Source organism: Streptomyces antarcticus (genome assembly GCF_026627255.1).
GTDB lineage: Bacteria > Actinomycetota > Actinomycetes > Streptomycetales > Streptomycetaceae > Streptomyces > Streptomyces antarcticus.
On sequence record NZ_JAPNLM010000008.1, the window covers coordinates 75,855 to 98,199 of the forward strand.

20 protein-coding genes and 1 pseudogene are annotated in these 22,345 nt (G+C 72.7%); 5 read left to right on the top strand and 16 right to left on the bottom strand.

Features of this window, described 5'->3' with window-relative positions; translation table 11 throughout:
* Positions 1-2: 2 nt before the first annotated feature.
* The 8 genes from hpnC to OTB16_RS14625 form a co-directional block, all read right to left on the bottom strand.
* Complete coding sequence (gene hpnC, locus OTB16_RS14590) at positions 3-932, bottom strand: squalene synthase HpnC (RefSeq protein ID WP_267720574.1); 930 nt, start codon at positions 930-932, stop codon at positions 3-5.
* A 434-nt stretch (positions 933-1,366) separates the two neighbouring features.
* Positions 1,367-2,155, bottom strand: coding sequence for an ABC transporter ATP-binding protein (locus OTB16_RS14595; protein ID WP_267720575.1), 789 nt, complete (start codon positions 2,153-2,155; stop codon positions 1,367-1,369).
* Positions 2,148-3,077, bottom strand: coding sequence for an ABC transporter permease (locus tag OTB16_RS14600; RefSeq protein ID WP_267720576.1), 930 nt, complete (start codon positions 3,075-3,077; stop codon positions 2,148-2,150). The genes OTB16_RS14595 and OTB16_RS14600 overlap by 8 nt, the downstream gene beginning before the upstream one ends.
* Positions 3,078-3,175: 98 nt before the next feature.
* On the bottom strand, positions 3,176-4,048 hold the full coding sequence (locus OTB16_RS14605) for a glycosyltransferase family 2 protein (protein WP_267720752.1): 873 nt from the start codon (positions 4,046-4,048) through the stop codon (positions 3,176-3,178).
* An 8-nt stretch (positions 4,049-4,056) separates the two neighbouring features.
* A complete protein-coding gene (locus OTB16_RS14610) occupies positions 4,057-4,836 on the bottom strand; it encodes a CDP-alcohol phosphatidyltransferase family protein (RefSeq protein WP_267720577.1) in 780 nt (259 codons plus the stop codon).
* Positions 4,814-5,875: an iron-containing alcohol dehydrogenase family protein gene (locus OTB16_RS14615; RefSeq protein ID WP_267720578.1), complete on the bottom strand. Its 1,062-nt coding sequence runs from the start codon at positions 5,873-5,875 to the stop codon at positions 4,814-4,816. Before OTB16_RS14615 ends, OTB16_RS14610 begins: the two co-directional genes overlap by 23 nt.
* Complete coding sequence (locus OTB16_RS14620; RefSeq protein WP_267720579.1) at positions 5,863-6,615, bottom strand: phosphocholine cytidylyltransferase family protein; 753 nt, start codon at positions 6,613-6,615, stop codon at positions 5,863-5,865. The genes OTB16_RS14615 and OTB16_RS14620 overlap by 13 nt, the downstream gene beginning before the upstream one ends.
* On the bottom strand, positions 6,612-8,510 hold the full coding sequence (locus OTB16_RS14625) for a DUF5941 domain-containing protein (RefSeq protein WP_267720753.1): 1,899 nt from the start codon (positions 8,508-8,510) through the stop codon (positions 6,612-6,614). The genes OTB16_RS14620 and OTB16_RS14625 overlap by 4 nt, the downstream gene beginning before the upstream one ends.
* A 542-nt stretch (positions 8,511-9,052) precedes the next feature.
* Here OTB16_RS14625 and OTB16_RS14630 point away from each other — a divergent pair.
* Together OTB16_RS14630 and idi are read left to right on the top strand one after the other, a co-directional pair.
* Complete coding sequence (locus OTB16_RS14630; RefSeq protein ID WP_267720754.1) at positions 9,053-10,291, top strand: bifunctional class I SAM-dependent methyltransferase/N-acetyltransferase; 1,239 nt, start codon at positions 9,053-9,055, stop codon at positions 10,289-10,291.
* A gap of 94 nt (positions 10,292-10,385) precedes the next feature.
* On the top strand, positions 10,386-10,985 hold the full coding sequence (gene idi, locus OTB16_RS14635) for an isopentenyl-diphosphate Delta-isomerase (RefSeq protein ID WP_267720580.1): 600 nt from the start codon (positions 10,386-10,388) through the stop codon (positions 10,983-10,985).
* A gap of 27 nt (positions 10,986-11,012) precedes the next feature.
* Here the strand turns inward: idi and OTB16_RS14640 are convergent, their stop codons facing one another.
* Together OTB16_RS14640 and OTB16_RS14645 are read right to left on the bottom strand one after the other, a co-directional pair.
* A complete protein-coding gene (locus tag OTB16_RS14640; protein WP_383902139.1) occupies positions 11,013-11,507 on the bottom strand; it encodes an ATP-binding protein in 495 nt (164 codons plus the stop codon).
* A 128-nt stretch (positions 11,508-11,635) separates the two neighbouring features.
* A complete protein-coding gene (locus OTB16_RS14645) occupies positions 11,636-12,313 on the bottom strand; it encodes an HdeD family acid-resistance protein (RefSeq protein WP_267720582.1) in 678 nt (225 codons plus the stop codon).
* 75 nt (positions 12,314-12,388) lie between these two features.
* Here OTB16_RS14645 and OTB16_RS14650 point away from each other — a divergent pair, with 75 nt between their 5' ends.
* The gene (locus OTB16_RS14650) at positions 12,389-13,177 is read left to right on the top strand and encodes an enoyl-CoA hydratase/isomerase family protein (protein WP_267720583.1); all 789 of its coding nucleotides are present in this window, start codon (positions 12,389-12,391) and stop codon (positions 13,175-13,177) included.
* Here the strand turns inward: OTB16_RS14650 and OTB16_RS14655 are convergent.
* Both OTB16_RS14655 and OTB16_RS14660 read right to left on the bottom strand, forming a co-directional pair.
* On the bottom strand, positions 13,167-13,790 hold the full coding sequence (locus OTB16_RS14655; RefSeq protein ID WP_267720755.1) for a DJ-1/PfpI family protein: 624 nt from the start codon (positions 13,788-13,790) through the stop codon (positions 13,167-13,169). The two genes, OTB16_RS14650 and OTB16_RS14655, sit on opposite strands and share 11 nt — an antisense overlap.
* Before the next feature lie 258 nt (positions 13,791-14,048).
* Positions 14,049-15,008 carry a GlxA family transcriptional regulator gene (locus tag OTB16_RS14660; protein WP_267720584.1) on the bottom strand — a complete coding sequence of 320 codons (960 nt, stop codon included), beginning with the start codon at positions 15,006-15,008 and terminating at the stop codon, positions 14,049-14,051.
* Between the two features lie 65 nt (positions 15,009-15,073).
* Between OTB16_RS14660 and OTB16_RS14665 the strand changes: the two are divergent.
* Both OTB16_RS14665 and OTB16_RS14670 read left to right on the top strand, forming a co-directional pair.
* A pseudogene (locus OTB16_RS14665) lies at positions 15,074-15,345 on the top strand (hypothetical protein); the annotation flags it as partial.
* Positions 15,342-16,979, top strand: coding sequence for an ABC-F family ATP-binding cassette domain-containing protein (locus tag OTB16_RS14670; RefSeq protein ID WP_267720585.1), 1,638 nt, complete (start codon positions 15,342-15,344; stop codon positions 16,977-16,979). The pseudogene OTB16_RS14665 and the gene OTB16_RS14670, both read left to right, overlap by 4 nt.
* Positions 16,980-16,998: 19 nt before the next feature.
* Here OTB16_RS14670 and OTB16_RS14675 read toward each other — a convergent pair whose 3' ends face one another.
* The 4 genes from OTB16_RS14675 to OTB16_RS14690 form a co-directional block, all read right to left on the bottom strand.
* On the bottom strand, positions 16,999-17,778 hold the full coding sequence (locus tag OTB16_RS14675) for an SDR family NAD(P)-dependent oxidoreductase (protein WP_267720586.1): 780 nt from the start codon (positions 17,776-17,778) through the stop codon (positions 16,999-17,001).
* A gap of 29 nt (positions 17,779-17,807) precedes the next feature.
* Positions 17,808-18,992: an MAB_1171c family putative transporter gene (locus OTB16_RS14680; RefSeq protein WP_267720587.1), complete on the bottom strand. Its 1,185-nt coding sequence runs from the start codon at positions 18,990-18,992 to the stop codon at positions 17,808-17,810.
* Positions 18,982-19,488: a hypothetical protein gene (locus tag OTB16_RS14685; RefSeq protein WP_267720588.1), complete on the bottom strand. Its 507-nt coding sequence runs from the start codon at positions 19,486-19,488 to the stop codon at positions 18,982-18,984. The genes OTB16_RS14680 and OTB16_RS14685 overlap by 11 nt, the downstream gene beginning before the upstream one ends.
* Before the next feature lie 276 nt (positions 19,489-19,764).
* Positions 19,765-22,290: a Tex family protein gene (locus OTB16_RS14690; protein ID WP_267720589.1), complete on the bottom strand. Its 2,526-nt coding sequence runs from the start codon at positions 22,288-22,290 to the stop codon at positions 19,765-19,767.
* Positions 22,291-22,345 lie beyond the last annotated feature (55 nt).

A 22,345-nucleotide genomic window follows, 5' to 3' on the forward strand; every position in this document is an offset into this window, starting at 1 on the left:
GCTCACCCCTTTCTCGGCGCTGTGCGCAGGACGGCGGCCACCTCGCGGATCAGGCCGCTCTTGGTGGGCTTGGGCGGGCCGATAAGTACGTCGAAGCCGGCGGCGGTGACGGCTCTCAGGGCCGCGCGGCCCCCTCCCACGAAGCCCGCGAGCAGCAGCCGGAGTCTGCCGTGGACGCTACCCACGAGCGGGGTGCCTTCATTCAGGAGCGAGGCGGCGCGCTCGCTTTCGAACGCGACCAGTGCGCGTACGGACGCGCCGGCGCTCGGGGCCTTGAGGTCGGCCTCCGTGACGTGGAAGCGCCGCATGTCCTCGCCGGGCAGGTAGATCCGGTCCCGGCCGAGGTCCTCGGCGACGTCCTGGAGGTGTTCGGCGATCTGCAGGGCGGTGCAGACGGCGTCGGAGCGGCGGACCCGCTCGGGGGTGCTGGTGCCGGTGAGGGACAGCACGAGGCGGCCCACCGGGTTCGCGGAGAGCTCGCAGTAGGCGAGGAGGTCGCCGTACGTCTCGTAGCGGGAGACGCGCTGGTCCTGGCGGTTGGCCTCGATGAGTCCGAGGAACGGCTCGGGGGTGAGGCCGTGCTCGCGCACGACGGGCCGCAGTGCGCGCAGCAGCGGGTGGCGCGGGGCGCCGTCGGCGGCGCCGAACACCCGGTGCAGGTCGGCCTCGAAGGCGTCGAGCATGGCGAGCCGGTCGTCGACGGCGGCCGGCTCGAGGCCGAGGAGCACGGCGTCGCGGCCGCCGGGGGCGAGGTCCCCGTCGCCGATGTCGTCGACGAGGCGGGCGTATCCGTAGACCGCCGTCAGGCCGTCGCGCCAGGCGCGCGGCAGGAAGGCGGGGGCGACGGGGAAGTTCTCCGTCCGGGCCTTGCCGAGGGTGGCACGCGCGTGGTCCGCGTCGGACCCGGGCCGTTCGTCGTGCCCCGGGGTCACCGCCCGCCGCCCGGGGCGGGGACGGCCGTCGTGCCTGGGGGCCGGAGAATTCCCGTAGCCATTGCCGTCACATCTCCCGTTCTACACTGCCGACCCAATGCATCCTATTTCGGACACGCCGCCGGGGATTCCCCGGGGTACCTCAAGGCCGTTCACCTGCGGTGAATCGTCCCCTCTTGCCGCGATTCAGGACCGCTTCAGCTTACGCTGTACAACGCCGCGAAGGCCTCTCGGGTATTCGCTCCGCCACCGAATGTCGCCGTGTCCGCCAACGAATGTCGTCGAATGCCGTCGAACAGCGTCGAATGGCGTGGAAATCCGCCGGATACCGCACGCCGCGGCGGCCGGACACGGAGCGGGACACAACGCCGGGCACGACGAGGCCCCCGCCGCGCTGAGCGGCGGGGGCCTCGTCGTTCCGCCCGGGGCGGGAATCAGCCGTTGGTCGCCTTCTCGTACGCCGAGACGACTTCCTCCGTGGGCCCGTCCATGAGGAGCTCGCCCTTCTCCAGCCACAGCACGCGGTCACATGTGTCGCGGATCGACTTGTTGTTGTGGCTCACCAGAAAGACGGTGCCGGCCTTCTCCCGCAGTTCGCGGATGCGGTTCTCGGAGCGCACCTGGAAGCTGCGGTCACCGGTGGCGAGGGCCTCGTCGATCATCAGAACGTCGTGGTCCTTGGCCGCCGCGATGGAGAAGCGCAGGCGCGCCGCCATTCCGGAGGAGTAGGTGCGCATCGGCAGGGAGATGAAGTCGCCCTTCTCGTTGATGCCCGAGAAGTCGACGATTCCCTGGTAGCGCTCCCTGATCTGCTCGCGGCTCATGCCCATGGCGAGACCGCCGAGGACGATGTTGCGCTCGCCGGTCAGGTCGTTCATCAGCGCCGCGTTGACACCGAGCAGCGACGGCTGGCCGTCGGTGTAGACCCGGCCCTCCTCGCAGGGCAGCAGCCCCGCGATGGCGCGCAACAGCGTCGACTTGCCGGATCCGTTGGAGCCGATGAGGCCGATGGCCTCGCCGCGGTACGAGGTGAAGGTGACCCCTCGTACGGCGTGGACCCGGCGGACGCCGCGCTCCTCGCCCTTGCCCTTGCCCCGGCGGACTATCTTGCTGAGCGCGGCGGTGGCCGCGCCCTTGCCGACTCCGCCGGTGTTGACGCGGTAGACGATGTGCACGCCGTCCGCGATCACGGTGGGGATGCGCCCCTCGGTTTGCTCAGCCACGGCCGTAACGCTCCTCAGCCTTCCAGAAGTACACGAAGCCCCCGAGGCCGATCACCGCGGCCCAGCCCACGGCGAAGAGCCAGACGTGCGGCGGCAGGTAGCTGCTGCCGTAGTCGTCGATCAGGGCGAACCGGATGAGGTCCATGTAGATCGCCACCGGGTTCCACAGCAGCACGTCGCTGATCCACTGCGGCTGGTCCTTGAGGTAGATCCCGATCGGGAACATGACGCCGGAGGCGTACATCCAGGTGCGCATCACGAACGGCATCAGCTGCGCCAGGTCGGGGGTCTTGGAGCCCATCCGCGCGAAGATCATGGCGAGGCCGGTGTTGAAGACGAACTGGAGCGCCAGCGTCGGGATCACCAGCAGCCAGGAGAGCCGCGGGTAGTTGCCGAAGCTGATGGCGATGATGAAGACGACGATCATCGAGTACATCAGCTGCTGGAGCTGCTGGAGCGAGAAGGACACCGGGAGGGCGGCGCGCGGGAAGTGCAGCGCCCGTACCAGCCCGAGGTTCCCGGAGATCGCCCGGACGCCCGCCATCACCGAGCTCTGGGTGAAGGTGAAGACGAAGATGCCCATCATCAGGAAGGGGACGTAGACGCCCTCGGGCATCTCCTTGCCCGCTCCGAGGATCAGGCCGAAGATCAGCCAGTAGACGGCCGCGTTCAGCAGGGGGGTCGCCACCTGCCAGACCTGGCCGAGCTTCGCCTGGCTGTACTGCGCGACCAGCTTCGCCCGGGAGAACGCCAGGACGAAGTGGCGCCGGCCCCAGAGCTGGCGGACGTACTCGCCCAGGCCGGGGCGGGCGCCGCTCACGGACAGGCCGTACTTCCTGGCGAGCTCCGCGGGGCTCAGCCCCGCGTCTTCGGACGGCGGCTTGCTCGTGGCGAGGGCGCCGTCGTGGGTTGTGTCACTCACAAGTTGAAACTTTCCGTCTTCAAGATGCGGCAGGAAGGATGGGCATCAGCTGGTGGCACGAGACCCGTGATCGCGCCATGGTCCCAGACGCGATCGGGTCAGATGACAGGTGGTCGGCCCAACCGGGTCAACCGCCAGACCGTCCGCCATCGCATGGGGCGGCGGGGGCCGCAGGGAGTGGTCCACCCCTCGCGGAATCCGCCGAACCAGGCCTTCAGCGCGGGCGCCGACGGCCTGCGGACGAGGGTCAGCAGGAGCCAGACCCCCAGGTAGACGGGGACCAGCGGGGCAGGCAGGTTGCGGCGGGCGAGCCACACCCGGTTACGAGCCACCATACGGTGGTAGACGGCGTGCCGGGAGGGGGACGTGGTGGGGTGCAGCAGCACCATGTCCGCCCGGTAGTCGATCAGCCACCCCGCGTCGAGCGCCCGCCAGGCCAGGTCCGTCTCCTCGTGCGCGTAGAAGAACTCCCCGGGAAGGGGTCCGACCTGCTCGAACACCGAGGTGCGGACCGCGTTGGCGCCGCCGAGGAAGGTGGTCACGCGCGAGGAGCGCATCGGGTCCGAGGCCCGCAGCCGCGGCACGTGCCGGCGCTGTGTGACACCGGTCTCCGGATCGGCGATCCGGAAGCTGACGATGCCGAGCGCCGGATCCTCCGTGAAGGCCTGGCGGCACAGCTCGGCGGTGTCGGTGCGCTCCAGCAGCCCGTCGTCGTCGAGGAAGAGCAGGGCGTCCACGTCGCTGCCGCCGGGGCCGAAGGCCTCGATGCCGACGTTGCGGCCGCCCGGAATGCCCAGGTTCTCGGGCAGGGCCACCGTACGGACGCCCTCGGGCAGCCCGGTGACCTCCACGCCCTGGCCCACCACGACGACCTCGACGGGGGCGCCGTCCTGGCGGGCCACCGAGTCGACGAGCGCCTTGAGGTCGTCGGGCCGGTTGCCCATGGTGATGATCACGGCGCCCAGCCGCATCGGGGTGCTCACTTGAGCCTGCTGGAGGCCAGGACGGACACGAGGTGCAGCACCGTCTGCAGCACAGCGATGCCGGCCAGTACGGCGACACCCAGCCGGGAGAAGTACAGGTCGCCGCGCATCTGGTCCAGGACGGCCAGCACCAGGATGAGCAGGGACGCCTCGATGCCGAGGACGAGGCGGTGGAACTTCAGCGCGGCCGCGGCCCGGCGGGCGAGCGCCATGCCGGAGGAGCGCGGTTCGGCCGCCGCGTCCTGGACCACGGGCTTCCCGGCCTGGTGGCGGGCGACGCCGACCAGATCGGTCTCGGCCTTGATCAGGATCGCGCCGAGCGCCGCGAGGGTGCCCAGGAAGGCCCACAGCCAGTCGATCCGCCCGCTGCCCCACAGGTCGGAGGCGCGCAGGCCGAAGCCGACGAGGACCGCGGCGTCGCACAGGTAGGCGCCGACCCGGTCCAGGTAGACGCCGGAGAGCGAGTACTGCTTCTTCCAGCGGGCGACCTCGCCGTCGACGCAGTCGAGCAGCAGGTACATCTGCACCGCCACCACGCCGAGGACCGCGCCCCAGACACCGGGGATGAGCAGGGCCGGGAGGGCGAGGACGCCGGCGAGGGTCATCACGTAGGTCAGCTGGTTCGGCGTGACCCGGGTGGTGACCAGGAGGCGGGTGATGCGCAGGGAGATCTCGCGCATGTAGAGGCGCCCGCCCCAGTGCTCGCCGCTGACCCGGTCCTTGACGCCCGCCGGGTGCACGACGGGCCGGAGTTCAGCTACGGATGGTCTTGGCATAGTCGGCGTAAGCGTCCCTGATCTCGGCGGCGGACAGGTTGAGGTGCTCCAGGATCGTGAAGCGTCCCGGGCGGGTCTGGGGGGCGTAGTCGACGGCGGCGACGAACTCGTCGACGCTGAAGCCGATCTCCTCGGGCGACACCGGCAGACCGTGGCGGCGCAGCACCTCCACGAAGAGGCCCGACTGCTGTTCGGCGCCGCGCAGGTGCATGGCGAAGGCGGCTCCGAGGCCGACCTGCTCGCCGTGCAGCGCGGAGCGTCCCGGGTACAGCAGGTCGAAGGCGTGGCTGATCTCGTGGCAGGCGCCGGACGACGGGCGGGTGTCGCCGCTGATCGACATGGCGATGCCGGAGAGGACCAGGCCCTCGGAGAGCACGGTGAGGAACTCGTCGTCGCCGCAGCCGCCGGGGTGGCGCAGCACGGACTCGCCGGCGGTGCGGGCCATCGCGGCGGCGAGGCCGTCGACGGGCTCGTCGTTGAGCCGGTGCGAGAGCTCCCAGTCGGCGATCGCCGAGATGTTGGAGATGACGTCGCCGATGCCCGCGCGGATGAACCGCACCGGGGCGTCCTTGATCACGTCGAGGTCGATCACCATGGCGATCGGCGTCGGCACGCCGTAGGAGCCGCGGCCGTTGTCGTTGTCCAGGATGGACACCGGCGAGCAGATACCGTCGTGCGAGAGGTTGGTGGCGACGGCCACCATGGGCAGTCCGACCCGCGCCGCGGCGTACTTGGCCACGTCGATGATCTTGCCGCCGCCCAGGCCCACGACGGCGTCGTAGCGGCGGCCCTTTATGTCGTCGGCCAGCTTGACGGCGGAGTCGATGGTGCCGTCGACGACCGGGTACCAGTCGGCGTGCGGCAGCACGGGCTCCAGCTTGGCGCGCAGCGCCACGCCGGAGCCGCCGCTGATCGCGATCGCCAGCTTGCCCGACGCGGAGATCCGCTGGTCGGCCAGGAGGCCGGCCAGGTCGTCCATGGCGCCGCGGCTGATGTCGACGACGACCGGCGAGGGGATCAGCCGGGTCAGTACTGGCATGCGATCGTCCGGCCCTTGGCGAGGTCGTCGTGGTTGTCGATCTCGACCCACTTGACGTCGCCGATGGGGGCCACGTCGATCGTGAAACCGTCGTTGACGAGCTGCTGGTAGCCGTCCTCGTAGTAGAGGTCGGGGTCGCGCTCGAAGGTGGTCTTCAGCGCCTCGGCCAGCTGCTCGGCGGCCTCGGGCTCGATGAGCGTGACGCCGATGTACTCGCCCGTCGCGTCGGCCGGGTCCATCAGCTTGGTGATCTTCCGCACGCCCTCGCCGTCGGCGGTGACGACCTTCATCTCCTCGTCGGCCAGGCTCTTGACCGTGTCGAGGGCGAGGATGATCTTCTTGCCGTCGCCGCGGGCGGCGAGCAGGGTCTTCTCGACGGAGACCGGGTGGACGGTGTCGCCGTTGGCGAGGATCACGCCCTGCCCCAGGACGTCACGCGCGCACCACAGGGAGTAGGCGTTGTTCCACTCCTCGGCCTTGTCGTTGTCGATCAGCGTGATCTTGACGCCGTACTTGGCCTCCAGCGCCTCGCGGCGCTCGTAGACGGCCTCCTTGCGGTAGCCGACGACGACGGCGACCTCGGTGAGGCCGACCGCGGCGAAGTTGCCGAGCGTCAGGTCGAGGACCGTGATGCTCTCCTCGTCGCCTTCGGGGCCGACGGGCACGAGGGCCTTGGGCAGGGTGTCGGTGTAGGGACGCAGACGGCGTCCGGCACCGGCAGCGAGGACAAGGCCGATCATGCTGGTTCTCCTTCGTCGTGTACGGCGGGTGCTCCGGAGGAGACCCAGAAGCGGATGCTCTCCACGAGCACCACGAGGGCCACGAACACGGCAGTGGCCGTGAGCGCGACGGGGAACGCGTCGCGGGCGAGGACGGCGGCCAGGACCACGGTCAGCAGGACCCGGCCCTCGTGACCGCCGACCGTCCGCACCAGCCAGTGCGGGGGCGCGCCGGTGCCACCGCGAATCCGGTACACCGTGTCGTAGTGATGGTAGGCGACCGCCGCGATCAGGCCGAATGCCGCCGGAAGCGCTCCGGGGACGTCCGCCTTCGCGGCGAGGATCAGCACGGTGGTGTACTCGGCCGCCCGGAAGACGGGCGGGACGAGCCAGTCGAGGGCGCCTGTGAGGGGGCGCGCGACGGCGGCTCCGGCGAGCAGCACGTACAAGACGGCGGCGATGATCACCTGACGGCCGCCGAAATCGTAGGCCCAGGCGGTCCAGAGCAGAGCGGCGGAGCCGATCACTGCGGCGGCGATCCCGGCGCCGGGTGCCATGCGGCCGACGAGCCGGGCCGCGAGCTCGGCCAGCGGGCCCGAGTCGGTGAGGTCGGCGAGGGCCTGGGCGGCCCGGGCCGTCCGCTTGGCCTTGCGCGTCAGGGAGCGCAGGACGCGGCCGGCGGTGGTGTAGAGGGCGCCGAAGGCACAGCCGACGAGGAGCGCGTAGAAGACGATGCGGGGGGTGGTCAGCGCGGTCAGGACCGCGATCATCGCCCAGCGCTCGCCGATCGGAAGGATGATCATCCGGCGGAGCCAGACGGTCCAGCCGACGCTGTCGAGCCTGTCGGACAGCGCGGCCGTGGGGCTCGTGTTCGCGGTGGCGTCGTGGTTGGCCTCGTTGAAGGCGAAGTCGACGACGTGCCGGCAGGTCATGAGGATCATGGCGCCGAGGGCCAGGGCCCAGACGTCGTCCCCGTTGCGGGCGGCGCCGAGCGCGAGGCCCGCGTAGAAGGAGTACTCCTTCGCCCGGTCGAAGGTGGCGTCGAGCCAGGCGCCCATCGTCGAGTACTGGAGCGAGTAGCGGGCGAGCTGCCCGTCGGTGCAGTCCAGGACGAACGAGACGAGCAGCAGCACGCCGGCGGTGACGTAGCCCCAGCGGTCGCCGGTGGCGGCGCAGCCCGCCGCGATCAGGGCGGTGATCAGCGAGGCGGTGGTGACCTGGTTCGGGGTCAGGCCGCGGCGGGCGCACCAGCGGGCGATGTAGCGCGAGTACGGGCTGACGCAGAAGGTGGTGAAGAAGCCGTCGCGGGACTTGACGGCGGTCCGCAGCCGTACGGCCTCGTCGTCGACGGAGGCGACGGCGGCGGCGGCCTCGGCGCGCTCCGCCGGGGTCGCGGGCACGGTGGCGACGAGCGTGCCCAGCTCGGGGCGCTGGACGGCAGTGCCGGCGGCCTCGACCGCGTCGGCGAGGCGGTCCGCGTACGGGTCACGGAGGACCGGGCCGGTCCCGACGGTGGCGCCGGTCCCGACGGTGGCGCTGCCCGTGGCGCCGGTGGTGGCGTCGACCGTGGCGGTGGCGCCGGTGGTAGCGGTGGTGGCGGTGGCGTCGCCCTCGGCCGTACCCGCGGCGGCAACCGCCCGGTCCAGGGCCGGGCGGGCGCCCGGCTGGACGGCGAGGGCCCCGGTGACGGCGCAGGCGTCGAAGCGGGGGTCGGTCAGCGCGAGGCGCAGCGCGTGGACGTGCCCGACGAACCCGCTGTCGACGACGCCGACCCGCTGGTCGGCGGGTACGCGGGCCAGTACGGCGGCCGCTTCCTCGGGCCCGGTGGCGGGACGGACGTCGAAGCCGAGGGCGCGCAGCTCGTCCGCGAGCGGTGATCCGGGCACCGGCGGGCCGGTAAGGATGACGGTCGGCAGACGAACTCACTCCTTGTAACGAAATCCGAACGCGCGCCGCGTGGGCGGCGACACGTCGGCAGAGGCTATCGGATGAATGGAAGCAAGGGTTCATCACCCGTTTACGCCCCGATAAGCCGAATATTCCCGGGCCCCGGGGCCGGGCGGGATCATCATTGACGATCATGCCGAGGGATCACAAACCGCTCCGGTGGTAGCGTGGACGCCGACGCGTACGATCTCCGTACGTACGTCCTGTACACCACACGGTGACCGAGCGGGAAAGAGGTGGGTTGATGACCGTCGTGAAGGTCGCGGCCATGCGCGGCGAACTCCGGTACATCCCCACTTCCTTCCGGGCATCCGGCCGGGCCTGATCTCGTACTGACCGATCGGCCCCGTCGGCCGGAGCCCCCGTTCAAGGGTTCACGTTGACCGACACCGACAACACCCGCTCCACCACCCCTTCCGGCTCCAGATCTCGATCTCGCGAGCCCGGCTCCGGCGGGGCCACCTCCAGCGAGGCCGGCTTCACCGAAGCGCTCCTCACCCTCCACGGCGGTCTGCCCCGGCAGGCCCCCGGCTCCGACGCGTCCACCCGGCACCTGCTCTCCCTGTGCGGAACGCTGCCCGGGCGGCCGCGCGTCCTCGACCTGGGCTGCGGTCCGGGCCGCAGCGCCCTGCTGCTCGCCGCCGAGGCGGGCGGGCACGGCGCCGAGGTGACCGCCGTCGACCTCCACGACGGGTTCCTCGAAGAGCTCCGTACGGCCGCCGCGGCCCGTGGCCTCGCCGAGCGCGTCCGCACCGTTTCGGCGGACATGGGCACGCTCCCCTTCGAGGACGGCTCCTTCGACCTCGTCTGGGCCGAGGGCTCCGCCTACGCCATCGGCTTCGACACCGCGCTCGCGCGGTGGAAGCGGCTGCTCGCCCCCGGCGGCACCCTCGTGCTGACCGAGTGCCAATGGACCGTCGAGGAGCCTTCCGCCGGCGCGCGCGCCTTCTGGGATCCCCAGTACGCGCTGCGCACCACGGCGCGCAACCTCGCGGCGGCCCAGGCCGCCGGGTACCGGGTGACCGGCGTGCACCAGCTGCCCGACTCCGACTGGGCCGAGTACTACGGCCCGCTCGCGGAGCGGGTCCGCGCCCGCGCCGAGGCCGGATCCCCCGCGATGGCCGGCTCCCCCGCGATGGAGGCCGCGCTGGCCGCCACCCGCGAGGAGCTCGACGCACGGGCCCGCCACGGGCACGAGTACGGCTACACCGGCTACGTCCTGCGCACGGTCACCGCCGGGGACGGTCCCGCCTGGCCCGCCCGGCCGGAGACGGCGGCCGACACCGCCGCCGTGCGGGGCGTCAACCTGGCGGCGTTCGGCACTCCGCTCGAGGCGGACCTCGTGGACGCGCTGCGCTCGGACGACGCCTGGATCCCCGGGCTCTCGTACGTCGCCGAGGGCCCGGACGGGTCGGTGGCCGCGCACGCCCTGCTCACCGCCTGCAAGGTCGACGGCGCCCGTGCGCTGGCGCTCGCGCCGGTGGCGGCCGACCCGGCGCTCCAGCGCTCGGGAGCGGGCAGCTCGGTCGTACGGGCGCTGCTCGCGGCGGCCAGGGAGCGCGGGGAGTCCCTGGTCCTCGTCCTCGGGCACCCGGACTACTACCAGCGCTTCGGGTTCGTGCCGGCGTCGCGCTTCGGGATCCGGGCACCCTTCGAGGTCCCCGACGAGGCGATGATGGCCCTCGTGCTGGACGATTCCGTCCCGGTCCCGGCGGGAACGATCAGCTATCCGGCCCCGTTCGGGGTCTGACGTACCGGGTGCGGACATGCGCGGATCTCCGAAGTGGGGACAAGCCTCTTTTGTACGGCAGACTGAAGGCCGGAGTCCGAAGCGAAGGATGGGTATGCCGACCACACCAGCCACCGCCGCGAACAGCGCGTCCAACGGCACCGGTACTCAAGAAGCGATCATGCTCGAACTGGTCGACGAGGCCGGCAACACCATCGGCACGGCGGAGAAGCTGTCCGCCCATCAGGCGCCCGGCCTGTTGCACCGTGCGTTCTCGGTGTTCCTCTTCGACGAGCAGGGCCGCCTGCTGCTCCAGCAGCGGGCCCTCGGGAAGTACCACTCGCCCGGTGTCTGGTCGAACACGTGCTGCGGTCACCCCTACCCCGGGGAGTCCCCGTTCGCGGCGGCCGCCCGGCGGACCCACGAGGAGCTGGGCCTGTCCCCCTCGCTGCTCGCGGAGGCGGGGACCGTGCGCTACAACCACCCGGACCCCGCGTCGGGCCTGGTGGAGCAGGAGTTCAACCACCTGTTCGTGGGGCTGGCCCAGGCCGTGCCGCGGCCGGATCCGGAGGAGGTCGGCGACACCGCGTTCGTCACCGCCGCCGAGCTGGTGAAGCGCCACGCCGACGTGCCGTTCTCCGCCTGGTTCATGACCGTGCTCGACGCGGCGCGGCCGGCGATCCGCGAGCTGACCGGGGACGCCGCGGGCTGGTAGGCCGCGGGCTCGCCGGCTCCCGGGTGGTCAGCCCGCCGGGGCCGGAGCGGGCAGCGGGAGGGCCGCCCAGATGACCTTCCCGCCGGTCGAGGTGTGCTCGACGTCGCAGACCCCGCCGGCCTCCAGCGTGATCTCCCGTACCAGGAGCAGGCCCCGGCCGCCGGTCTGGCCGAAATCGGCCTCCAGCGCCTTGGGCCGGTACGGGTGGTTGTCCTCGACGGCCACCCGTACCCACTCCCGGCCGATCGCCACCTCGACCGCGACCTCCGGCGAGAGCAGGGCGGCGTGCCGGACCGAGTTCGTCACCAGCTCGGAGACGATCAGCAGCAGGGAGTACACCAGGTCCTGATGGGCCGGCACCCCCTGGCGGCCGAGGAGGTCCCGGACCGCGCGGCGCGCCTGCGGAACGGATTCTTCTACCGCGGGAGCGGTGAACCGCCACACTCCCTCGTACGCGAGGGCGTCGGCCGCGCCCTCAGGCTCCCCCTCCCTGGCTGGCGGGACGCTCCCGCTGACATCCATCTTCCGTCCCCCGTCTTCACGCTCGATCGTCTCCACGCGTCAAGAGTGGGACCAGCCTGGTCCGGACCGGACCACTGACCATAAGTCAGCGCATTCGGACACTTTCTGACCGTCGGCGTATGTCAGAGTCAGTTGTTCGACTGTTCCTGATCTTCTGCCGGTCGCTTCTCGGCCGTCCCGCTGGCCCCGCCCATCGCGCCCGCCTCCGCGGACACCTCGTCTTCCCTGACCAGCCCCAGGATGCGCCGGGCTCCCAGGCCCAGCGCCACCAGGCTCAGGCCGTCGAACAGGAGGGCGAGGGAGAAGAAGGTTCCGATCACGTACAGGCTGTTCCCGGGCCAGTTGGACAGGATCAGGATGCCCAGCAGGACCCCGAAGGCACCCTGGACGAGGGCGAGCCCGAAGTTGCTCCCGCGCACCACCAGCGATCCGACCAGGCGGAACAGTCCGCCGGTGAGGAAGAGCAGCGCGGCGAACATGGTGAGCGCCTCGGCGCTCGCCTCGGGGCGGCGCAGGATGACGAAGCCGGCCGCGATGTTGATCGCGGCGACGATGACGGCGAGCCAGAAGTAGTGGCTCTTGCGCGACTGCACGGCTTGCAGCAGGCCCACCACGCCGCCGATGAGCAACAGCCACCCGAAGAGGAACATCGAGGTCAGCGTCGCCACGCTCGTGTAGACCAGACCGACCAGACCGGCGAGGACGAGGATCACCCCGAGCACGGCCAGCAGTCCGAAGCCGCGGCCCAGCTTCTTCTTCTCCTGCCGCGGTTCCCGGCCCTTCGCCTCGGTACGGTCTGCGCCCATGAGCGTGCCTCCTCGCACCCCCCGGGACGGACTCCCCCGATCATAGGAGCGACCGCCCGGGATAGCATCCGGCACATGGACGCAGCAGGCCCGGACGCGGTCGCCGGCGCGGCCCTCCGGCACACGGTCGCCGGCGGGGTCGCCACCGTCGTGATCTCCCACCCCGCCAAGCGCAACGCCATGACCGCCGCCATGTGGCGGGCGCTGCCCGGCCTGCTGGACGGCCTCGCGGCCGACCCCGCCGTACGGGTGCTCGTCCTGACCGGGGACGGCCCGACCTTCTGCGCGGGGGCCGACATCTCCTCCCTGACCGGGGACGACGACCCGCAGGCCCTGGCGGTGGCGGCGGAGGAGACGTTGGCCGCCTTCCCGAAGCCGACGCTCGCGGCGGTCCGCGGATTCTGCGTCGGCGGTGGCGGCCAGCTCGCCGCCGCCTGCGACCTGCGGTTCGCCGAGGAGGGTGCGTCCTTCGGGGTGACCCCGGCGAAGCTGGGCATCGTCTACGCGGCCTCGTCCACCCGGCGCCTCGCGTCGGTGGTGGGTCCCGCATGGGCCAAGTACCTGCTCTTCTCAGCGGAGTTGATCGACGCGGAGACGGCGCTGCGCGCAGGCCTCCTCCACGAGCTGCTGCCGGCCGGGCAGTTGGACAAGCGGGTCGCGGAGTTCACCCGCGTCCTCGTTTCGCGCTCGCGGCTGACGCAGGCGGCGGCCAAGGAGTTCGCGGACGGGCGCACGGACCGGGACGGGTACTGGGCGGGGCAGGGGGCCGGGAGCGGCGACACGGCGGAGGGCGTCGCCGCGTTCCTCGCCCGCCGCCCGCCCGTCTTCACGTGGACGCCGGACCCCGGCGCCCCTACGGGCTGACCCCCCGCAGGCGCGCCACGAGCTCGGCCGGGGCCTTGTCCGGCGACCCCGCGTCGTACGGCGGCTGGGGGTCGTACTCGGTCATTAGCTGGACGGTCTGGGCGACCTCGTCCCCGGCGATCCTGCCGAGCAGGGTGAGCCCCATGTCGATCCCGGAGGACACCCCGGCGGCGGTGACGTACTTCCCGTCGAACACCACCCGCTCCCCGGTGGGCGCGGCCCCGAAGCGGGGCAGCCGGTCCAGGTAGAGCCAGTGGCTGGTGGCCCGGCGCCCGTCGAGCAGGCCGGCCGCGGCGAGCAGGAGGGAGCCGGTGCAGACCGACGTGGTCCACGTGGTGGTGGCGTCGACGGCCCGGAGCCAGTCGAGGACGGCGGGGTTCTCCATCTCCACCTCCGGGTGCGGCCCGCCGGGCACGATCACGATGTCGGGCCGCGTCACCTCGCCGAGCGCCTTGTCGGCGACGAGCGCGAGCGCTCCGCTGTCGGTGCGGACCGGCCCGGGGCGCTCGGCGACGAACACGGTCTCGGCGCCGGGAAGCCGGCCGAGGGTGTCGAAGGGACCGATGGCGTCGAGGGCGGTGAAGCGGTCGTAGAGCAGTACGGCGATCTGCATGGCTCCTCCGGAGCGGGACTCGATACGGCGACTGGGCACGGGGACTCGGTACGGGGGTCGGTACAGGGGGCGGGTGCTGGGGGCGGGTGCTGGGGGCGACGGTCCGCGGATGCCGCTGGGCGGGGCGGGTGCCCCGGCACGGCGGTCACGGCGCGGCCGTCACGGGTCGCGCGCCGCGGCCGTCACAAGCCGCGCGCGGTGGGTGTCACAAGCCGCGCGCGGTGGGTGTCGCGGCCGGGGGTGCGGGGCCGCGCGGCGTCACGGGGGGCCGAAGCGGCGGCGGTATTCGGCCGGGGGCTGGCCCAGGGTCTTCACGAAGGCCCGTCGCAGCGCCTCGGGCGTTCCGTACCCGCAGGCCCGGGAGATCTGCCCGATGCCCTCGCCGCCCTCCTCCAGGAGCCTGCGCGCGTGCTCCACGCGCACCCGCTCCACGTACCGCCCCGGCGTGACCCCCGTCTCCGCCTGGAAGGCGCGGGCGAAGTGGCGCGGCGAGAGGCGGGCCCGCGCTGCCAGGGCGTCCACGCTCAGGTCACCGCCCGGGTGCTCGGTGATCCAGTGCTGCACCTCGCGCAGCGGCTCGCGCCGCGCCGTCTGGGCCGCGAGCTGCGCGCTGAACTGGGCCTGGTTGCCCGGCCTGCGCAGGAACACCACCAGGTGGCGGGCGATCGTCAGGGCCACGTCCCGCCCGTGGTCCTCCTCCACGAGGGCCAGGGCCAGGTCGATCCCGGCCGTGACCCCGGCCGAGGTGGCCACCGGGCCGTCCCGGACGTAGATCGGGTCGGGCTCGACGGTGACGGCCGGATAGTCCCGGGCCATCCGCTCGCACGCGTTCCAGTGGGTGGTGGCCCGGCGCCCGTCGAGCAGCCCGGCCTCGGCCAGCAGCAGCCCTCCCGTGCACACCGACACCAGCCGCTCCGCGCCGCCTGCCTGGGCGCGCAGCCAGTCGGTGAGCCTCGGTTCGAAGTCGGCCGTGTACCGGCCGCCGGGCACCAGCAGCGTGGTGCCGGGTCCCGGCCGGGCGCTCTCCAGGTCCCCGTCGGGCAGCAGCGTCAGGCCGCTGCCGGTGCGGACCGGGGCGCCGCCCGGGGACACGGTGCGGATCGCGTAGCCGGCCAGACCGGGGAAGCGGGCCACGCCGTCGAACACCTCGATCGGTCCGGTGACGTCCAGGCTCTGCACCCCGTCGTAGAGGACGACGAGCACGTTTCGCGACGACATGTACCCATGGTGTGACGCCGGTCCGGCGGCCGCAATGACAGGTGCCCCACCTTTCCTGCCATGCGCCCGGGGCCGCCCCCGCCGGACCCGGTCCGGTGCCGGCCCTGTCGATCGGCGTGACATCGGCCCGAACCTGACCTACGCCGGTTCGCCGGCCACCCTGCTGTGGCGGCGGATCCTGCACGCGCACGACGACCGGGTGTCCCTCGGGGAGTTCACCCGCCTCGGCCCGGTCACCACTGCGGCCGCCCTCGTCGGCGCCGTGACCGCGCTGTGGGCGGGCCTGCGGCTGGTCGGAGTCCGAGTCCCGGGCCCGGATAGGATCGGCAGATCATGACTGCAACCCTCGTCGCCAAGAAGCTCACCGCCGCGCACGGTGAGCGCACCCTCTTCGCCGATCTCGACCTCGTCGTCGCGCCCGGCGACGTCATCGGCCTCGTCGGCGTCAACGGCGCCGGGAAGTCCACCCTGCTGCGGATGCTCGCCGGACTGGACGCTCCCGAGACCGGTGAGCTGCGGCTCTCCCCGCCGAGCGCGGCGGTGGGCCACCTGCCGCAGGAGCCGGAGCGCCGGCCCGAGGAGTCCGTACGGGAGTTCCTGGCCCGGCGTACGGGCGTGGCCACGGCGCAGGCGGAGCTGGACGAGGCGACCCAGGGCCTGGTGGACGGCACCCCGGGCGCGGACGACGCGTACGCCACGGCGCTGGACCAGTGGCTGAACCTCGGTGGCGCCGACCTCGACGAGCGGGCCCAGGAGGTCGCGGACGCGCTCGGGCTGGCGGTCGGCCTGGACCTGCCGATGACGGCGCTCTCGGGCGGGCAGGCGGCCCGGGCGGGCCTCGCCTCGCTGCTGCTGTCCCGCTACGACGTGTTCCTGCTGGACGAGCCGACGAACGACCTGGACCTGGACGGCCTGGAGCGGCTGGAGCAGTTCGTGAAGGGGCTGCGCGCGGGCACGGTCGTCATCAGCCACGACCGCGAGTTCCTGACCCGGACGGTCACCAAGGTCCTCGAACTCGACCTGGCCCAGCAGGAGATCAACCTCTACGGCGGCGGCTACGACTCCTACCTGGAGGAGCGCGATCGGGCCCGTGGCCACGCCCGCGAGGAGTTCGAGGAGTACGCGGGCAAGAAGTCGGCCCTGGAGGGCCGGGCGCAGATGCAGCGCAACTGGATGGACAAGGGCGTGCGCAACGCCCGCCGCAAGTCGAGCGACAACGACAAGATCGGCAAGAACCTGCGCGGCGAGTCCAGCGAGAAGCAGGCCGCGAAGGCCCGCCAGACGCAGCGCGCGATCGAGCGCCTCGACGTCGTCGAGGAGCCGCGCAAGGAGTGGGAGCTGCGCATGGAGATCGCGACGGCTCCGCGCTCCGGCTCGGTGGTGGCCACCCTGCGCGAGGCGTCCGTCACGCGCGGGGACTTCGCCTTCGGGCCGGCCAGCCTGCAGATCGACTGGGCGGACCGGGTGGCGATCACCGGGGCCAACGGCGCGGGCAAGTCCACGCTCCTCGCCGTCCTGCTGGGCCGGCTGGCGCCGGACTCGGGGGCGGCGACGCTCGGCTCCGGCGTGCTGGTCGGCGAGGTCGACCAGGCGCGCGGGCTGTTCCTCGGCGGCGAGCCGCTGCTGGAGGCGTTCTGCGCGGCGGTCCCGGACACCGAGCCGGCCGAAGTCCGTACGCTGCTGGCCAAGTTCGGGCTGAAGGCGGCCCACGTGCTGCGTCCGGCGGCCACCCTCTCGCCCGGCGAGCGCACCCGGGCGGCGCTGGCACTGCTCCAGGGCCGCGGGGTGAACCTGCTGGTCCTGGACGAGCCGACGAACCACCTGGACCTGCCGGCGATCGAGCAGCTGGAGGCCGCCCTGGAGGCCTACGAGGGCACGCTGCTCCTGGTCACCCACGACCGCCGGATGCTGGACGCGGTCCAGGTGACCCGCCGCCTGCGGGTGGCGGACGGCAAGGTCACCGAGCTGTAGCCGCGGCGCAGCCGACCCGTCAGTGCGCGGCGTCCGCCGGGGGCCGCCGCGTGCGGGCCATCCGGCGGGCCACGAAACCGCGCGGGAGGTGGCGGGCGGCGAGGGCGTACGCCTGGTATCGGCGGCCGGTGATGCTGACCGGGCGGCGCAGGGCGAGGTCCCTCAGGGCCTTGGCCACCACGGCGTCCGGCTCCAGCCAGACCGCGTCGCGCAGGGCGCTGACGTCCATCCCGGCCCGCGCCTGGAACTCGGTGCGGGTGAAACCGGGGACCACCGCCAGGACCCGGACCCCGTACGGCTCCATGTCCACCCGGAGCGACTCGCTGAAGGCGGTGACCCAGGCCTTCGCCGCGCCGTACGTCCCGGTCGGCAGCAGGCCCGCTACCGAGGAGACGTTCAGCACCGCGCCCCGGCGCCGCTCGCGCAGGCCCGACGCCACGGCGTGCGTGAGTCGCAGCGGGACCTTGACCAGCAGGTCGAGCATCCGCTCCTCGTCCTCCACCGGGCTGTACGGGAAGGGCGCGGGCAGCCCGAAGCCGGCGTTGTTGACGAGGATGTCCACGGGCGCCGCCCGGTCGGCGAGCCGCTCCGCGACCGCGGTGAGGCCGCCGTCCGTCAGCAGGTCGGCGGGCAGCACTTCGGCGGGTACGCCGTACTCCCGGCCGAGGCGCTCGGCGACGGCGTCGAGCCGGTCCTTGTCGCGGGCCACGAGAACCAGGGCGCAGCCCTTGGCGGCGAAGCCCCGGGCGAAGGCCTCGCCCAGGCCGGCGCTGGCACCGGTGATCAGTACGGTGGTCAAGGGGTGTCACTTCCTCGCGGTGGTGCGGTTCACGGGGTGAGGGCGGAGGCGGTGGCCGGCGAGGCGTACGCCCGGGCCACGTCGACGAGGAACCGGGCCTCGTCCTCCAGGTCCCCGCCGTCCTCGGAGGTCTGGATCGCGGCGGGCAGTTCCAGCGCCGCCGCCTCGCCGCTCTGCCCGGGCAGCCCGGCCAGCTTGGCCTGCCGGGCCTCCTTCAGTACGCGGGCCAGCGCGGCCGCGGTGCGCCGCTGCTCGGGGACCCCGGCTCCGGCGACGTGGGTCCGGGCGAGTTCCAGGGCGCCCGGGGCGACGTGCTCCCCCAGGATCAGGATCGCGTCGCGCGTCTCGATGACCTTGCGGTAGACGAGCAGGTTGCGCGGGACCGGCGGCCACAGCAGCTCCACGACCCGCCCGGCCCGCGGCTTGTTCAGCGCCACGTGCGGGACCGCCTGCACCAGGTCCCGCCAGAGCGGCCACAGCCGCCAGGCGGTGGCGGCGTCGGCGGCGGTGCGCCGGAAGGTGAACAGGGTCGGCACCAGGATCGCGGCGGCCCGCAGCAGGCCGTGCAGGTTCATCAGCAGCGGCAGCGCGGGCATCGCCCAGGTGCTGCCGGACAGGGCCTTGAGCAGGTACGCCAGCCAGAACAGTCCGGCGAGGGCCGTGCCGAGGCCGAACAGCCGCAGCCCGGCCGCCAGTCCGCGGCTCTCGGTGCGGCGGCTGTAGCGCCAGCACAGGGCCACGCAGACGGTGTTGGCGATCACGTGGGCGCAGATCAGGACCAGCCAGTACGCCAGGGAGGGCACCGGGTCGCCGACCGGCGGCATGGTGTGCGTGCCGTGTCCGGGCGCGGCCGTGTCCAGGGCGACGAGGGTGGCCAGCCAGGCGACGGTGGCGGCCGCGGAGGCGAGTTGGAGCCGGCGGCCGCGGGTGGTGGCGGCGACGAAGTAGAGCACGGCGCCCGCCGACAGCACCCCGATGAGGTTGCGGACGAGGCCGATGGTGTGCGCGTAGCCGGGGTCGCGGCCCATCGCGTAGGTGACGACGGCGGGGAGGTTCAACGTCATCGCGGCGGCGGCGGTGGCGACGGCGAGCCACAGGCCGCGCTGGTGCGGGGAGCGCAGGGCGCCGGGGGCGCGCAGCAGGACCGCGATCCACAGGCACACGACGCTCGGGACGGCGAGCCAGTCGCCGAACGCGGTCAGGTCAGCTGCCATCGTTCCCCCGCTCGTACCCCATGGCGGACTCCAGCCGGCCCAGGGTGCCCCCGGGCCGGGCGGCCGACGGAGGGCCCGCGTTCACCGTGCGGATGCGGATCATGCTGGCGAGCATCTCCGCCTCCTGCTCCTGACGGGTGGTGTAGTTGGTGCGTCCCAGCACGGTGGGGGCGCCGCCGTCGGCCTGCGCCTCCTGCCCTTCCAGCGAGTGGTGGCCGAAGAGGATGTGACCGAGCTCGTGGAGGACGATGTGCTCGCGGTGCAGCGGGGTGGTCTGCGCCTCGTAGAAGACGTAGTCGATGCTGGCGGTGCCCACCCACAGCCCGCAGACCCCTGATTCCGCGGCTTCCCTGGGCAGCGGGTGGAGCCGGATGGGACGGCCCCGCTGCTCGGCGATCCGGTCGCACAGCGCGTCGAGGGAGAACGGACGGGTCAGATCCAGATGGCCGAGAATGTTCTCGCACCTCTTGCGCAGGCTGAGTTGCCGGTGGGGCATGTGATCCCTCTTCGGACCCTTTCTCGGGCAGCGTCGGTAGGCGTGCGTGGGCATGGGCATGGCGTCCTGTGCCTTCAAGGCGGCCTCGGGGAAAACGGTCCTGAGGGGGAAACGCGGAAGCCCGTTCGCCGGGTGACGAACGGGCGTTCCACCATGCCTACAGATCTTGTACGGGCGTTGGCAAGGCACGTCCCCTGACGGGGAGGCTATTCGGCCATTCCGTACGGACGCCGCGCGCGCCGCGGTGGCTGCAATGGCACGCCGCGGACGGCGCGGCTACCGCTTGCGGCGCTCGTCGGGGCCGGTGAGCCCGGCACGGCGCAGGGCGTCGGCCATGGCGCTGTTCGCCGGGGCCGCGGCGGAGGCGCCGGGGCGCTGGCCCTGGCCGCGCTGGCCCTGGCCGCCACCGCTCTGGCCCTGACCGGCGCCTTGGCCGCGCTGGCCCTGGCCCTGGCTCCGCTGGCCCTGTCCGCGCTGGTCCTGCCCGGCCGGCGCCTGGCCGCGCTGGCCTTGGCCGCCGCCCTGGCCCTGGCCGCCCTGGCCGCGCTGTTGCGGGGGCCGGCCGCCACCGCCCCGCCGCTCTTCGCGCTGCCGGGGCGCGCCGGGGGTCCGCTCCGCGCCGGGCTCGTCGTCGATGCGCAGCGTGAGCGAGATCCGCTTGCGCGGGATGTCGACCTCCATGACCTTGACCCGGACGATGTCGCCGGGCTTGACCACGTCACGCGGGTCCTTGACGAAGGTCTTCGACAGGGCGGAGACGTGCGCCAGGCCGTCCTGGTGGACGCCGATGTCGATGAAGGCGCCGAAGGCGGCCACGTTGGTGACCACGCCCTCCAGGATCATCCCCGGGGCCAGGTCGCCGATCTTCTCCACGCCCTCCTTGAAGGTGGCCGTCTTGAAGGCGGGGCGCGGGTCCCGGCCCGGCTTCTCCAGCTCGCGCAGGATGTCCGTGACCGTGGGCAGGCCGAAGGCCTCGGTGACGAACTGCTCCGGCCGCAGCGAGCGCAGTACGCCGGTGTTGCCGATCAGGGCCGCCACCTCGCCGCCCGCCGTCTTGCCCATGGCCCGGACCAGCGGGTAGGCCTCGGGGTGCACGGCCGAGGAGTCCAGCGGGTCGTCCCCGTCGCGGATCCGCAGGAAGCCCGCGCACTGCTCGTACGCCTTCGGGCCGAGGCGGGCGACGTCCTTGAGCCCCTTGCGGCTGCGGAAGGGGCCGTTGGCGTCGCGGTGGGCGACGATGTTCTCGGCGAGCCCGCCGCTGATGCCCGACACACGGGAGAGCAGGGGCGCGGAGGCGGTGTTGACGTCCACGCCGACGCCGTTCACGCAGTCCTCGACGACCGTGTCGAGCGAGCGCGAGAGCTTCACCTCGGCCAGGTCGTGCTGGTACTGGCCGACGCCGATCGACTTCGGGTCGATCTTCACGAGCTCGGCGAGCGGGTCCTGGAGTCGGCGGGCGATGGAAACGGCTCCGCGCAACGACACGTCCATGTCGGGGAGTTCCTGCGAGGCGAAGGCCGAGGCCGAGTACACGGAGGCGCCCGCCTCCGAGACCATCACCTTGGTGAGCCGCAGCTCGGGGTGGCGGGCGATGAGGTCCGCGGCCAGCTTGTCGGTCTCGCGGGAGGCGGTGCCGTTGCCGATGGCGACCAGCTCGACGGCGTGCTCCTTGGCGAGGCGGGCCAGCTTGGCGAGGGAGTCGTCCCACTTGTTGGCGGGGACGTGCGGGTAGATCACCTCCGTGGCGACGACCTTGCCGGTGTCGTCCACGACGGCGACCTTGACACCGGTGCGGAAGCCCGGGTCGAGGCCGAGCGTGGCCCGGGTGCCGGCGGGCGCCGCGAGCAGCAGGTCGCGCAGGTTGGCCGCGAAGACCCGTACGGCCTCGTCCTCGGCGGCCTGACGCAGGCGCGTGCGCAGGTCGATGCCGAGGTGCACCTGGATCTTCGTGCGCCAGGCCCAGCGGACGGTGTCCGCCAGCCACTTGTCGCCGGGCCGGCCGCGGTCGTTCACCCCGGCGCGGCGGGCGATCATGCCCTCGTAGGTGGAGGGCCCGGGGGTGTCCGCGTCCTCGGGGGCCTCCGGCTCCAGGTCGAGGACGAGGACGTCCTCCTTCTCGCCGCGCAGCATGGCGAGCACCCGGTGGGAGGGCAGTGCGGTGAACGGCTCGGCGAAGTCGAAGTAGTCGGCGAACTTGGCGCCCGCCTCCTCCTTGCCGTCGCGGACCTTCGCGGCGAGCCGGCCGCGGCCCCACATGCGCTCGCGCAGTTCGCCGATCAGGTCGGCGTCCTCGGCGAACTTCTCGGTGAGGATGGCGCGGGCGCCCTCCAGGGCGGCCGCCGCGTCGGCGACCCCCTTGTCCCCGTCGACGAACGCGGCCGCGGCGACGGCCGGTTCGACGGACGGGTCGGCCAGCAGGCCGTCGGCGAGCGGCTCCAGGCCCGCCTCGCGGGCGATCTGCGCCTTCGTGCGCCGCTTGGGCTTGAAGGGCAGGTAGATGTCCTCCAGCCGGGCCTTGGTGTCGGCGGCGTTGATCCGCGCTTCCAGCTCGGCGTCGAGCTTGCCCTGCTCCCGTACGGAGTCCAGGATCGCGGCGCGCCGGTCCTCCAGTTCCCGCAGGTAGCGCAGCCGCTCCTCGAGGGTGCGCAGCTGGGCGTCGTCGAGCATCTCGGTCGCTTCCTTGCGGTAGCGCGCGATGAACGGCACGGTGGAGCCGCCGTCGAGCAGCTCTACGGCGGCCTTGACCTGCCGTTCCCGTACGCCGAGCTCCTCGGCGATCCTGCATTCGATGGACGTCGTCACGATCGGGTCCCGCCTGCCTTCGTTTGCACTGGAAGGCTGCCAAGTGTGGCAGGTG